Here is a 12,950-nt window from a genome sequence, read left to right as displayed (position 1 = left end):
CTTTATCCTTCTGTTCTTCACTGGGCCGTTCCCCGCCGCAGTCAGGGCGCCACATGGGGCCCTTGATCCGACATGCCCTTCCGTGCTCCTAGCCAGCAGGGACTCTCATAAAGCAGACGTAAGTGTGGACACTGTCCACACCCAATTTGGCAGGACAAATCGAGCGCATACGGCTCCGGCGGCGGTTGCAAGGAGCCCTTCAAGAAAATTGCCGTACCAACGGCGGCTACGTCATGTTGTACCCGCCACCTCGGACCATGAATAGGTGTTGGACAACCACGCCCACCACACAGAACCGAAACGAGGAAGCATCTAACCGCACCACAGCAGGCGGAAGGCCCACCAGCCAGGGACTTGAACCCGCCACCCCACACACCTGAACAGGCCCCGCGGGGGCCAGGCCACAGCCCGCGACCCAACCCGTCAGATGACGCGACCGCAAGCTTTGTTAACACGTCAAAGCAAAATCGCCTCTGACGAGGGAATACACTGTGCCCGAGGTGGGACTCGAACTATCTTCCGGGCCTTGAAAACACTGGGAAACCGCGGAAACATGCGGAATTCGAAGCAATAAGCAGTCTCTACAAGGCAGTCCGAGACGCAAAGTGTGGACAATGTTCACACCCCCCCATTTTCGCCCCGTTGAAGCGTTCAACCTAAGAACCGCATCCCGAAAGGAAGGGATGCGGTTCTTCTTTGTCCTGACTGATTTGGCTCGCCGAGTAGGTCATGCCGCATGGCTCTTTGCCGTCGAGGGACAGGCAGAACTACGAACTGCTTGTCATTCTGCTATGTCCCATGATCGCTGGATGGGTCCTCCGCGCAACCAGGGCGCTACCGCGCCGACCCCGGAACCGAAAACTTCTGCATTGAAAGACCAACGCATTGGTCCCGGACGAAGTTTTCGCCCCGGCGCCGGTTCCCCAAGTTGCACTCCGGCCCCTCAACCCAGCGGGTGGTCCCCTACCAGAACGACGCCCAAAACCAACAACCGCAGAAAATCAAGGCAACACCAGGGTGAAGGGAAACAATGATCATGGAAAAGCTCACGATCACAACACCATCAGATGTCCTCAGCTTCATCGGCCACACCCTGGGCTTCTGGCCCCAGGAAAGCCTGGTCTGCATCACCCTGAACGAGAACAGCATCGGCGCGACCCTGCGCATCGACCTGCCCCGCCAACCCGGCCAGGAACTCCCCTACGCACGCACCGTCGCCCACTACCTCACCAGCGACACCACCGCCACATCCATCCTCTTCGCCGTCTACACCAGCGAAACCAATCAGCCCGGACAGGCCCGACCGTATGCCGGCACGATCGCGGCCCTGACCGGTGTGCTCGCGGAACAGGGCATCACTATTCGGGACGGACTGTTCGTCGGCGACGAAACCTTCTCCCCCTACGACGGCGAACCCGGCACCAGCCTTGCCCTGCCCGTCAGCTCCACCCAGACCAGCGCGATCAACGCCGAGTTCATCTACCGCGGCAGCATTGTTGAACCCAGCGACCGCATCACCCTGCCAACCACTGGTCAGGAAGCCGCCAAAGCGACCGCCGTCGAACGTTACATGGAAACCATTAGGTCGCAAGCGACCGACACCGCGCTCCAGCAAGGCCGAAAACTCTGGTCAGACATACTCGATTCCAAGTCCTTCCCGAACGACGACCACTGCCACGCCTTAGTGGCTAACCTGCAGTTTCCGGCCATCCGTGACCGATTGTTTGCAGACATCTCAGGAGTCGACGAACCCATGCAGCAAATTCTCTTCGCCCAAACCCAAACCGCCCCGAAATGTCACGCATCGAATGGGCACAACAACTGCTCCTGCACGCTTACACCCGCACGAGCGCAGAACATGCAGCACCGGTCCTTACGGCGATCGGCTACATCAACTGGTGGGAAGGCAGAGGCAGCAAAGCCCACCAATTCCTCCACTAGCCCTCGACACCGACCCCGCCTACCGCCTCGCCCGCCTCAGCGACCAAATGATCGGCTCCGGCCTCGTCGCCGGATGGAACATGAACAAAGACACCGCCTTTAAGGCACTGCCCTTCAACTGATCCTCGAAAGGACAAAGACTCAATAGCTCCGACCAGCGTGCCCTGAACTAGGATCCGCGAGAGGTTTACCGCGACGCGTCAACTCTAAAGGGCCACCCGATTGTCCAACAGGCTGTTGGACAATCGCGGTTGAGAAGCACCGGCTTCTTGTGCTTAGACTGCAGGACCATACGCCTTATCTAGCGCCCCTCGGCCACGCTATTTCGGACCTCCTGGTGCCGCCAGCAACTCCGCCTGCTGAATACAGCTTTATGGAATCTCCACTATCGGCGTTTCAAAAACCGTGAGGGAGTGGCTGAAAGAAGGTGCTGCTCTGCGTTTGGCGGCGCGGCCACAACGACCAATGCTGAGGAAATCCGCGAGTTCGCGCTGGCTTTGTCCCGGCCCACCGGAGCCGTCGTGGAAGGCTGGAGGGGAGAAATTGAAGGAATAGACCTCATGCTGCGCCTCTTCGAGGAGAAAATCCGGAATACCGACAACACCAGAGCCAAGACTGTGTACCTCGCAATGCCAGCGTTGCCTTGACTAAGAAAAATCCGTCAAAAATCGCTCAAGAAGTTTTCTCGACGCCGTGAAACCTTTTCGGGTTTCCCGGACACTAAGGGCATGGGGAACAAAGCCGGCCGTCCCACTTCCTTGCAGCTGGGACACCCCGCACGGAACAACCCTCGCTTATTCCTGGGATTCGTGGGAGTGCTTGGTTTTGCCGTCTAGTCTCGTTTGATCATGTCAAGTATTTTTGGCCCCACCATGGCGGCTATATGTGGCCCCACCTCGTAGAGGTTTCCGGTTAGCGGTGGTGGCGGGACCGGACGGTCTCACGGCATAGCACCCCTACCGGGGGGGTCAACGGGGAAGACACAGATGGAGTCGAGAGTGGAGCTATGCGCCCGGATGCCAGGATTAAGGGCTCATCGATCAGTCTCTTGCGAGGGAACACCGGGTCAAAGGGTCAGCGGCTTAAAGAACGCACCCAGCCATATTCCCCTTGGCGAGAAGCCAAGACAGAGGGATCAACGAAATTATGGTCGCCCAGCGATACCCGGCTCGATCCTCCAGCGGCCGCACTGGACGCCGTATCCACCCGAAGCATTGATAAATCCAAGCTATTTAGAATTGGCCAGTATTCACTATTGACCTTCCAGAAAGCTTGGATAAAGTTTGGGCTAGACCGCGTCTTTCGCGGGCTTAGCTTTGGGGGAAGCTACGTAATCCCCTGCGTAAGAGGGGGATTACATGCAGGCAAGATCCTTAAAGGCAAGAATACTTACCGCAATGATGACGGCAGCGATTCTTGTGGTTGGACCGGTCACGGCAGCGAATGCAGGTACCGGAGCGCCGACCGCGACATCTGAGTCCGTTACCGTCTACACGCCCATGGTCGTGGCTGGGTATGACGCTGAGGTGGCCGAGGCAAACGGCTTCAAGATCGTAACTCACGCCGATGGCTCTCAGGAGTCCGTACCGGTAACAGCCGCCGCCGCTGCCCAGCGCGAGCGGGCTGACCAGCTCCGCGCGGCCGACCAAAAAAGTGCCCGTACTTCAGCGGCATTGACGGTCTGTGGTGACTCCTGGCTCTCGGGCGCAAAGGTCGACAACAATGTAGTTGTATTCCAGACAGGCTTTATTGTCTACGGGGCCGCTTACCAACATAGCTGGACGGTATACGCCACAGGAGCGATAACCGGGAACTCCTGGTCCACCAGCGGCCCGGGCCCTGCCTCGGGTAACAAGAGCTGGGAAGGCGCCATAGGCAATGTCATTGGGCCGGGAATCGCAGGTGTTCCGTGGGGCTCAAACTCCGCTTCGGTCATCCTTGTCGATGGCACAGTGTGCTGGTCAGACGGACCCAATTTCGCCTTTGGGTAAATAGGCCAGATAGTGGGGCTGATTCCATCGAATCAGCCCCACAGTCATGCTCCCTCAAACTGCGCTCACCCGTCGTCCTCAGCCTCTGCGTGGAGTGAGGGGGGCGACCCGCCCTTCTGCGTACGCACGTCGCTTCGGGCTTGACCGTCCTCCACGAAAGTAATCCTGATTTGGCTCCCCCACCTAAGAACCGACCCTGGTGAATGATCCTGGGAGGTCACCCAGAACGGCCTCGGCCATGTACGCGTGCGAAGCCCCGGACCCGTCAGGGTCACCGGCTGCGAGACCAAACCCGATGTTCGCCGCACTCTCTTCTGCAATGTGCACAGGCTGCCCAACGAGATCGGGAACAGTCAGCGAATGACGTTCAACCATGTCTGCATCTCCTAGGGCAACTGATAGCCGCAACGGTGTAGTAAAACCCTATTTCACCAGAATAGGGCCGACGGCCGGATGAATCTTCGCCTGGACAATTGGGGGGGCCGAAACCCAATTCCCATTTACAGGTACCCTCGTGTGGTTCATAGTCGAGGTATGCGAGTGGCCGGAATTCTCCCCTCAGACGCTCCTGACCCGCGGGCCGGATGGGCCGAGCGCCTGAAGCTGATGCCCATTCCGGTGATGGGGCTCGCGCCTCAACCATCGTTGGAGGACACCGACAGCGTTGGTGTGACCTATGGCCAAGATGATCGTGGGTACAACGAGATGACGGCGAGCATCACCTATACGCTCTGGCGAAACCCGGATGACCGCTCAGACCCGGTAAACCTCGCGGACCTCAATGAGAAGACACGCAGATCGATCGAGGAAGTTCCGCCATGGCCGCGGCCCCCTTGGCTGATCGAGTACGTGGAGCGCCTGCGTTACCCGCAACTTGAGGAGGCCGTGCGAACCACCTGGCACCGCGATTCATCCGAGCGTTTTTCGGTTCGAAGCCTGTTGGTTGACCATGTCAACCACATCCTCATGAACCAATATCGGCAAGAGCTCTGGCCGGGCAGCAACCCGTGGGACCAGCACGCCCCCACAGTTACAGGCCGGATGGTCAACAGCCAGGCCAGGACCGTCATCAACGGAGTCGATATGCCCGGTGCAGAGGTCGATACGGACCCGTTCGTCTACGGTATCGGAGCCCAACTCGCAGGCGGCGGCGTGGTGACCGCTGTGCTTCCCCGCACTGAGCTCAAGCACATCCAAGTCCAATTCACGCCCCGGACCTAACGGTTCCATTCCAAACACAGCAACACCAAGCTTGACGTGGCCCCCTAGGGGAACCTCGTCCGTAAGCAACGTCTTCCTCATGGCACTCGTGCTGTTCGATATGTGCCGGCAACAGCAAAGCGGTCTTTCCCGGCGAATACCTTCCGGGGTGCTGGTAGGGCTCGCCGCAACCATAAAACTGACCCCTGCCTTGTTCATCGTCTGTTTGATCGTTTCCCGACAAAAACGAGCTGCTCTCGGGAGCTCACTGGCTGCCGTCGGGGCAACGCTCTTTGCGTTCCTGGTCTATCCCGACATGAGCTGGGACTTCATCACCCACGTTCTATGGAATCTCTCTGACAGGGTTTCATTGGACGGTTTCTTCGCGACATCGGGCAACAATTCGATCCATGGGGCGTTGGCGGCCGTGGGCAAATGGAGATCATTTCCGGCACTCCTGTTGGCGGTCTGCCTTGCCGCTCTCGGTCTATATGCTGCCGTTGGCGTTCACCGTCGCGGTAAAACCACCCAGGCAGTGATCCTGGTGGGCCTCACCGCCTGCGTGGTTTCACCCGTGAGCTGGATGCATCATTGGGTTTACCTGCTGCCCGCCATAATCATCCTCTGGAGGGAAGGCGGCCCGAAAACGCGTGCATTCTGCTACTCCAGCGGGGCCATACTCACAGCTACCGGGCCTAACCTCGGCGACGTTCTTCTCGACCTCGAACAGCCCCTACTGCTGCCTTTGGCCATCTAACTTCGTGAATCATTGCTCCTCACAGCCACAATCAGTGCAGTACTGCTCGCAAGAGGGAGTCAGCGCGAAACCATCCAATCGGGACGGTTGACTGTCACGTCGCGTTGATGGTTATGGATGTTGGGCGATGGTGTGGGCGAGTCGGTAGGAATCTGTGCCCGTTTCGATGATGGTGCCGTTGAAGGTGAGGCGGTCCACGATCGCGGCGCAGAGACGCGGGTCGGTAAACGTTTTGGTCCAGCCTGAGAATGACTCGTTAGAGGCGATCGCAATGGAGTTCTTTTCTTCCCGCTCAGTGAGGACTTGAAAAAGCAGCTCGGCACCACGGCGATCAAGCTCCATATAGCCCAGCTCGTCGATGCAAAGCAGGTCCACGCGGCCGTACCGGGCGATGGTCTTGGCCAGCATTTTTTCATCAGCGGCTTCGACGAGTTCGTTCACCAGGCGGGTGGCCAGGGCGTATTTAACCCGGTACCCCTTCTCTGCAGCAGCGGTGCCGAGGCCGATAAGCAGATGGGATTTGCCGGTCCCTGAGTCACCGATAAGGCATAAGGGAGCGCCTTTGCGGATCCAGTCGCCGGCCGCAAGAGTGTGGATCGTTGCGGGATTTATGTTTTGGTTCGCGTCAAAATCGAAGTCTCCAATCCACTTGTCCCTGGGAAGTTTGCTGCTTTGACGCGGCGGATCGAGGAACGTCGGTCACGGTCGTCGCATTCGGCCAGCAGCAGCTCAGCCAGGAACCCCTGATACGACAGCTGCTCTTTCCGGGCAACGCTCAGCGCTTCCTCCAGGACCGCCCTCACCGTGGGCAGCCGCAGGCGGCGGCAAGCTTGGTCCACGGCCGCGATTGCTGCTTGTTCGGTAAGGCCGCGCCTGCGGCGCAGCGTCGGGGTAATGGTGGCTGTCGGGGCTGTTGGACTCATGAGATGTTCTCCTTCGACGCTGTTCCCGCTTCGGTGGTGTGTTTACTGCGTTTGGCCAGCAATTCGTCATAGGCATTGACCGAGGGCAAGGGCCGGCTATCGTGTGGCAGGCCGGCGATCACCGCCGCGGGGTCTGTCAGCCGGCGCTGGGTCAGGCTGACAACTCGTTGCATTTTCACCTCACCGTGATCACCGTGATGACGGTCCGAGGTGGCCCCACCCGAGGAAACAGCTGCTGCGGCATGGCGTCGGGCTTCAACCGCAACAACGTCGGCGCTGACCGCTCCCACGCTGAGCGCAGCGATGATTCCTGCCTCAACGTCGAGAGGATCCATGCATCGGTGCAAGAGGAGGACGTCGATCAGTTCGCGCGTCCCGTCGGCATCACCATTGACCCTGCGGGATGCGGCCCAGAAGGCCTCATGGGCGGTCGTGAACGATCCCGACTCCCTCGCCCGTGCCAGAGCGGTGGACCCAGGCAACGCACCGGGTTTAGTCTTCAAGACCTCTAAATAGTGGTCCAACTGGACGGAGCATCCGGTCCGGGTTGCGATCCGTTGATGTCTGGCGACCATCAGGCGCCCGTCGAAGACCAAAACCTCAGAGGCGCGTAAGGACACCCGTAGCCTCCGGCCGATGAACCGTGCAGGGACGGAGTACTTCACCATCCTCACGGTGATCATTGATGACCGGTCGACCCTCGGGCTCAACGCTAGCCCAGGGTCAAACCCTTCCACCGGTAACGGATTCAGCCGGGAGCGTTCGGCTGCGAAGTCTTCGCCGATAGTGCGGATCCTGTCGTTGATCCGGCGGTTTTCATCGCGGGATTCCCAGTCCTTAATCCTCTCGTTGAGCTCGTTCAAGGAGGCCGCCACGGGCATCGGAGTGAGCCGGTTCCGGCGAAACCATCCCACTTCCCCTGTGTGTCAGGCTGTTGTGTGACAGTTTCGCTGTCGCTGCGGCCGGCGCTCAGGACGGGGAAGGTCCATCATGGATTTCGTTATGCCTGTCCGTGTCACGAATCGGAAGCACTTCACGACCGACCAGAAGCACGCGATTCTGGATGAGTACGACAAATGCCTGGAGTGGGGCTCTAAGGCCGCATTCATCCGGGCGGCCGGCATCACCGAAGGCACCATCAACACCTGGTGCCGGCAGAGGGAAGCCGGTCAGCTGAGGTCCAGATCCGACACGGTAAAGGAGGACCAGCGATTGAACGCAGGCGATAAGCAGTTGCTCAAACGGGTCTTGAAAGAAAACGAAATCCTCAAGGCCAAACTGGCACGGTCCGAGGCTGCCGTGGACATTCTGGGAAAAGCTTCCGCGCTCTTGGACGCGATGGCCAAGAGCGCGGCAGCGACGGATCCGAAACTGGAAGAACCGGAGCCGCAGCGGCCCGAGTGGCTGACGCCAAAATCTGGAAAGACATCGCCCTGACCTTTGCCGGGAAACTGATCACGGCCGGCTGGTCAGCGGTGAAGGCCTGCGCCCTGGTGGGCCTTCACCGCACGGCCTGGTACCGGCACTTGAGCCCGCCCACACCGCCCGGGATCCTGGTGCCCCATGTCCACCGGGCCTACCCGAACCGGATCAGCGACGCCGAAGCCGAGGCGTTCATGGAGCTGTTGAACTCCCGGGAATACGCCAACCTTTCCGTCACCCAGGCCTACTACCGGATGCTCGATGCCGGGCACTGCTTCTTCTCCATCGCCGCCGCCCATCGCATCGTGGCCCGGCACGGACAGAACGGCGACCGCCGCGAACAACGCACGGCAACCGGTCCCAAACGAGCCAAACCGGTCGTGCACGCCACCGCCCCGAATCAGCTGTGGAGCTGGGACATCACGATGCTCCACGGCCCGGGGAAACACACCTACCGGCTCTACACGATGTTGGACGTGTTCTCCCGCAAGGTCGTTGGGCACCGGGTCGAACACACCGAAACCGCGTCCCTGGCCGCGGCACTGATCACCGACGCGGTCACCGCGAACCGGCAGCGCCCAGAGGTGCTTCATGCCGATAACGGGGCACCCATGAGGGCCGGCAGCACCCTTCAGCTGGCCCAGTCCCTGGGCATCACTCTGTCCTACTCCCGGCCAAGGGTCTCGGACGACAATCCCTACTCCGAATCACTGTTCAAGACCGTGAAATACGACCTGGACTTTCCGCGCCGCTTCCGCGACATCCAGCACGCCCGGGACTACATGGCGGCTTTCTTCGCCAACTACAACGCCAACCACCGCCACAGCGGTTTGAACTACTACACCCCGGACCTCGTCCACAAAGGGCGCGGGAACCAAGCACGCCTACAACGGCAAGCCACCCTCGACGCGATCTATGCACGCCATCCGCAGAGATACCGCAACAAACCCACCGCACCAGCTGTGCCCTCCCAGGCCGGCATCAACCACAAAACCACCCCGCTGTCACAGACAGCTTGATATATACCGCTTCTCCTTCGACACCGCCCTTTTCATGAGCCCCGGCGATACCTGGTTGGCAGTAGAACGCATCAAACCCGTAATGGGAGCGGAATAGCACCCACCGGTCGTTTTCTTGCCTGTTCCGGCCCTGCCCGAACAACACCGAGGTAACTGCGCTGGTCAGGTTGTCGTATCGGATGTGTTTGACCGGGACTCCACCGATTTCATTGAAAGCCTCGATATGTCCCTCGAGAAATGCTTCTTGGGCCTGGGTCGGATAAACGCGGTGGATGGACTTACCAGAATGCGACAGTCGGAACACGAACATGTGGCACCTGGTCTTCACGCCATTGAGCACGACAAAGACCTCGCCGAAATCCACCTCAGCTTCAGCACCAGGGGCATGTTCCTGCGGGACGAAGACTTCGACTCGGCGGCCGGCTTCCACATCGATCTGCACCCTGCGGACCCTCACGTAATCCCGGACGGTTGAATACGAGAGCTCCGTCGCCCCGTTCTCCTCTATCAGCCGCTCTAGGATTCTGCGTGCCGTATGCCGCTGTTTACGTGGCGCAGCCGTATCGTCGACAAGCATCTGGTCGACCGCAGCTTTGAACGGCTCCAATCGCCACGCAACACCCCGCCGCGGTTTCCTCTCCGGAGGGGCAGCTGACTCCAACGCCTGACGCACGGTTCTTCGGTGGACCTTGTGCCTGGCCGCCAACGCACGGACCGACAAACCCTCAACACGGGCATCCCGTCGGATCCGCGCAAACAACTCCACTCTCGACTCCATCCGGACCAACCCTCCGTCGCACCCATCCACTGATGAATCCAACGTTGAAGGTGGGCCACATATAACCGTCACAAGAGCCCGGCGAGTCACGAAGTGGGGCCAAAAATAACCGTCCTACCGGGGCCATCCAAACCTGTCATAGCCACTCGTTCCATGTTGGTGCCATAGGGGATGTCGCTGCTTAGATTCACGGTGTACACGCCAGGTTCGTGACGGGTCACGAGTACCCCTTCCCAACCGTCTCTTTTGAGTGGGCGTGGGCCAATCTGACGGCGGTGGTTATGCTGTCCTCGATTTCTGTGGTGGTAAGCCCTGTGATGTGGAAGTAGCGGTCGGCTTCTATTGTGGTGATCATTGGACCTCCGTCGTGGCCGCTTGGTAGTCGACTTTAAACTTTGATGCCGCGGGTCCGCGTCACTGTGCGATGGTCGGCAGGCTCTGGCGGGGAAAGCTGGGTGGTGTTGCGCGCCTGAGGGCGGCCAACTCGGAGAATGGGCCGCCCTCAGGCTTCGCGCTGCTGTCCTCGTGGGGCAGCTGAGATTCTTTGGTTTACGCGTCAGCTGCCGGTTACCTGAAGTGTTTCTGTTTCATTGAGTGCTACTTCAAGTGGCTGGGCCTGACGGAACCGCCTTAGGACGTTCCCTGTCATCTTGGCGATGTTGTTGTCGTAGTTGTTGTGGGAGAGCGCGGCTGTGTAGGCGATGGAACCGACTGAGAAGAAGCCGCCGCCTCCTTCCAGGGGGCAGTAGACGATGTCTGACCGGACGCCTGGGTGTTCGGTGCCGCCAGTGCCGGGCAAGGATTCGTACACTTCTTCTGCGGCCAGGAGGTAAGCGTCCGACAGTGGGCCTGATGTTGCGAGGACGAGTGTTCCGGGGGGCGAGCCGAGACCGGGCTGGTAGCAGTCGACTTCGGCGCCGGCGGCGCCGCCTCCCATGATCCCGAACTCGCCGAGGCGCTCGTCTTCACCGATTCCGTCGAAGATGAATTCTGCGGCTGGGGTGTGACTGTCCTCAAGTCGTTCGTAGTAGGTGCAGCGGTCAAAGCCCTGCGCGGCGAACCCTACTCCGGCGAGCTTCTGCGGCGGTAGGCCTTTGTTCCTCCAGATGCCGGCGAGTTCCCCGGATGTGGCGTGGCGTTTGTCTCCGTACGGGGACTGGTGGGGGCGCGTGCCGCCGTCGGAGCGTCGGAGTTCCATCAGGTGTGGCTGGTCGGGGTCGAAGGAGACGGTGGCGTAGAAACCGTTCCCGCCCAGGTACATCAGCCTTCCGCCGTTGGCGGTGAATTCCTCCAGGGCGGTGAGTTCGTTGCGTGTGACGTATTCGGGGTGGCTGCCTGTTATGACTACCCGGTAGTCGCTGAGAAGGCTGTATCCCTCGCGGTCGAGGTCTTCATCAGTGATGGCGTCGTAGTCGCAGTTCTCGGTTTCGAGCCAGTGAACGATGCACAGGTCTGCGGGCAGCCCCCATACGCCTTCGGCTTGGAACCATGCCCGGTGTTTGGGCTGGAGGGTCAGGATGGGTTTGCGGACGCTGCCGAAGACAACTCCGGAGCCATCGTTGTGGATTTCATAGCAGGAGCGGCCGAATTCGGGGTGATCCTGGAGCGTGAGGTCTTCGCGGTCCAGGATGGGCGTCCGGCTGACGATGATCTCGGCTCCGTCTGCCTCGAAGGCAATGCGGTCGTTGGCGTACGCGAGATATGTTGCTGTGGAGAACAGCACGGCGACGTCGTTCTTCTTTTCGCCGGCCCGGACAAAGAAGGGAAGGTACTGTTCCGCGCCTTCGGCAGTGAGTTTGGCCGCGTATACGCCGCTTGGCAGGTCAGAGGGAACGTTCAAAGTGAACGCTGTTGGCCAGCCGGCGTCGGTGATGTCGTCGTCGTGGAAGTGGATTGCGTCGTATTCATCGGGGACAAGCCGGAAGTCATCCACCAGACCGGTGAAGGAGTGTCCTGCGACGGCTCGGGTTGGTGCGTTGTGACATGTTCCGTGGAGCTGGTTTGGTGATTCGTCGATGACGTCCCACAGGAGCAGTCCGTCATCACGGCTGCTGCGTCCAAAGTGCCAGTCAGCAACGGTCTCCGTTCTGGTGGGAGTGCGTCGCTGAATGGAGACATCGCCGATCTTGCCGTTGAAGCCGTTGGCTGCAAGCCATCGTTCGCCGTCTCGACGCGCTCCGGCGCCGATTCGGAACGGGGCTTCGGGTGCGCTGGCTGCAGGGATGGCGTCTGCGACGTTGTCTTCGGCTTCCAGGGGCAGTGCGTGGTCGGTGTACCGGTTCATGATGTTGGACAACGGTGCCTGCGTCAGATGGATCTGGCCATCTGCGGTGTTCACCTCGACCTGGAGGCTGTACCAATGATGTCCTTCCAGCGGGCTTTCAAGAGCCAGTGACTTCACGGTGCCCTGTTCGCTCCAGAGGAAGGTGGGTCGGCCGGCGTCCAGGACAAGTGCGTAGCCACTGGAGGACTCTTCGTCCCAGTTGCCCAGGATGACCTGCCGGTCGCTGCCTCCTCCGAATGAGTTCTGAGTGACGTGGTAGGCGCCGTAGTTACCGGAGCGGGAGCTCAGGGGCAACGTGGGGTACACCTTGGCTTTGATGACCAGTCCGTCCGGTTTCGTCATCAGCGAGGACGGGTCTGGCACCTCGACATAGGATCCGGGCTGGCATACGTATTGCGTGCCCTGTTTTTGACCATCGAATTCTGATGCAACCGGAGTTTCCAGGAAGCCCGGCCCGGCTTCGCCGGTGAACCCGTGCCGTAGGCGGACAAGTGAGGCTTGGTAAGCGGAGGGTCCCTCACAGCTGACGTGGAAGGAAATGCTTTCACCCGGGCGGGCGGCAAAACGGTCGGTGTAGCCGAAGATTTTCGGTTCGACGAGGATCTCGGATGAGGGGGCGGCTTGGGCAGTCATGG

At 60.1% G+C, this 12,950-nt stretch carries 8 protein-coding genes and 3 pseudogenes; 6 read left to right on the top strand and 5 right to left on the bottom strand.

Annotated features, from left to right (window positions below; translation table 11 throughout):
* The first annotated feature begins 1,036 nt into the window (after positions 1–1,036).
* The 4 genes from ACZ9J7_RS16080 to ACZ9J7_RS16065 all read left to right on the top strand — a co-directional run bounded on the left by ACZ9J7_RS16080 (position 1,037) and on the right by ACZ9J7_RS16065 (position 5,889).
* Positions 1,037–2,044: a DUF4192 family protein gene (locus tag ACZ9J7_RS16080; protein WP_476210787.1), complete on the top strand. Its 1,008-nt coding sequence runs from the start codon at positions 1,037–1,039 to the stop codon at positions 2,042–2,044.
* Between the two features lie 310 nt (positions 2,045–2,354).
* On the top strand, positions 2,355–2,588 hold the full coding sequence (locus ACZ9J7_RS16075; RefSeq protein ID WP_476210785.1) for a hypothetical protein: 234 nt from the start codon (positions 2,355–2,357) through the stop codon (positions 2,586–2,588).
* Between the two features lie 1,878 nt (positions 2,589–4,466).
* A complete protein-coding gene (locus tag ACZ9J7_RS16070; RefSeq protein WP_463961823.1) occupies positions 4,467–5,153 on the top strand; it encodes a hypothetical protein in 687 nt (228 codons plus the stop codon).
* Between the two features lie 79 nt (positions 5,154–5,232).
* The gene (locus ACZ9J7_RS16065) at positions 5,233–5,889 is read left to right on the top strand and encodes a glycosyltransferase family 87 protein (RefSeq protein WP_476210784.1); all 657 of its coding nucleotides are present in this window, start codon (positions 5,233–5,235) and stop codon (positions 5,887–5,889) included.
* Positions 5,890–6,000: 111 nt separating this feature from the next.
* On the opposite strand, the pseudogene istB reads toward ACZ9J7_RS16065, so the two are convergent.
* Both istB and ACZ9J7_RS16055 read right to left on the bottom strand, forming a co-directional pair.
* Positions 6,001–6,812, bottom strand: a pseudogene (gene istB, locus ACZ9J7_RS16060) (IS21-like element helper ATPase IstB).
* Positions 6,809–7,732: pseudogene (locus ACZ9J7_RS16055) on the bottom strand (Mu transposase domain-containing protein); the annotation flags it as partial. The pseudogenes istB and ACZ9J7_RS16055, both read right to left, overlap by 4 nt.
* A 70-nt stretch (positions 7,733–7,802) precedes the next feature.
* Between ACZ9J7_RS16055 and ACZ9J7_RS16050 the strand changes: the two are divergent.
* Positions 7,803–8,249, top strand: coding sequence for a transposase (locus ACZ9J7_RS16050; RefSeq protein WP_476206620.1), 447 nt, complete (start codon positions 7,803–7,805; stop codon positions 8,247–8,249).
* Complete coding sequence (locus tag ACZ9J7_RS16045; RefSeq protein ID WP_476210783.1) at positions 8,213–9,253, top strand: IS3 family transposase; 1,041 nt, start codon at positions 8,213–8,215, stop codon at positions 9,251–9,253. The genes ACZ9J7_RS16050 and ACZ9J7_RS16045 overlap by 37 nt, the downstream gene beginning before the upstream one ends.
* Before the next feature lie 10 nt (positions 9,254–9,263).
* Here the strand turns inward: ACZ9J7_RS16045 and istA are convergent.
* The 3 genes and pseudogenes from istA to ACZ9J7_RS16030 all read right to left on the bottom strand — a co-directional run.
* Positions 9,264–10,031, bottom strand: a pseudogene (istA, locus tag ACZ9J7_RS16040) (IS21 family transposase); the annotation flags it as partial.
* Between the two features lie 217 nt (positions 10,032–10,248).
* Positions 10,249–10,386: a hypothetical protein gene (locus ACZ9J7_RS16035; RefSeq protein WP_476210782.1), complete on the bottom strand. Its 138-nt coding sequence runs from the start codon at positions 10,384–10,386 to the stop codon at positions 10,249–10,251.
* Between the two features lie 201 nt (positions 10,387–10,587).
* A complete protein-coding gene (locus ACZ9J7_RS16030) occupies positions 10,588–12,948 on the bottom strand; it encodes a N,N-dimethylformamidase beta subunit family domain-containing protein (RefSeq protein WP_476210781.1) in 2,361 nt (786 codons plus the stop codon).
* Between the last annotated feature and the right edge of the window lie 2 nt (positions 12,949–12,950).

Source organism: Pseudarthrobacter sp. TE9888 (assembly GCF_056279345.1).
Note: the sequence above shows the minus strand (reverse complement) of the source record. Positions and strands in the feature narration are given on the sequence as shown.

Coding starts and splice junctions, on each gene's coding strand:
- ACZ9J7_RS16050 (WP_476206620.1), top strand. CDS start 7,803: ATGGATTTCGTTATGCCTGTCCGTGTCACGAATCGGAAGCACTTCACG.
- ACZ9J7_RS16065 (WP_476210784.1), top strand. CDS start 5,233: ATGGCACTCGTGCTGTTCGATATGTGCCGGCAACAGCAAAGCGGTCTT.
- ACZ9J7_RS16070 (WP_463961823.1), top strand. CDS start 4,467: ATGCGAGTGGCCGGAATTCTCCCCTCAGACGCTCCTGACCCGCGGGCC.
- ACZ9J7_RS16030 (WP_476210781.1), bottom strand. CDS start 12,948: ATGACTGCCCAAGCCGCCCCCTCATCCGAGATCCTCGTCGAACCGAAA.
- ACZ9J7_RS16035 (WP_476210782.1), bottom strand. CDS start 10,386: ATGATCACCACAATAGAAGCCGACCGCTACTTCCACATCACAGGGCTT.
- ACZ9J7_RS16080 (WP_476210787.1), top strand. CDS start 1,037: ATGGAAAAGCTCACGATCACAACACCATCAGATGTCCTCAGCTTCATC.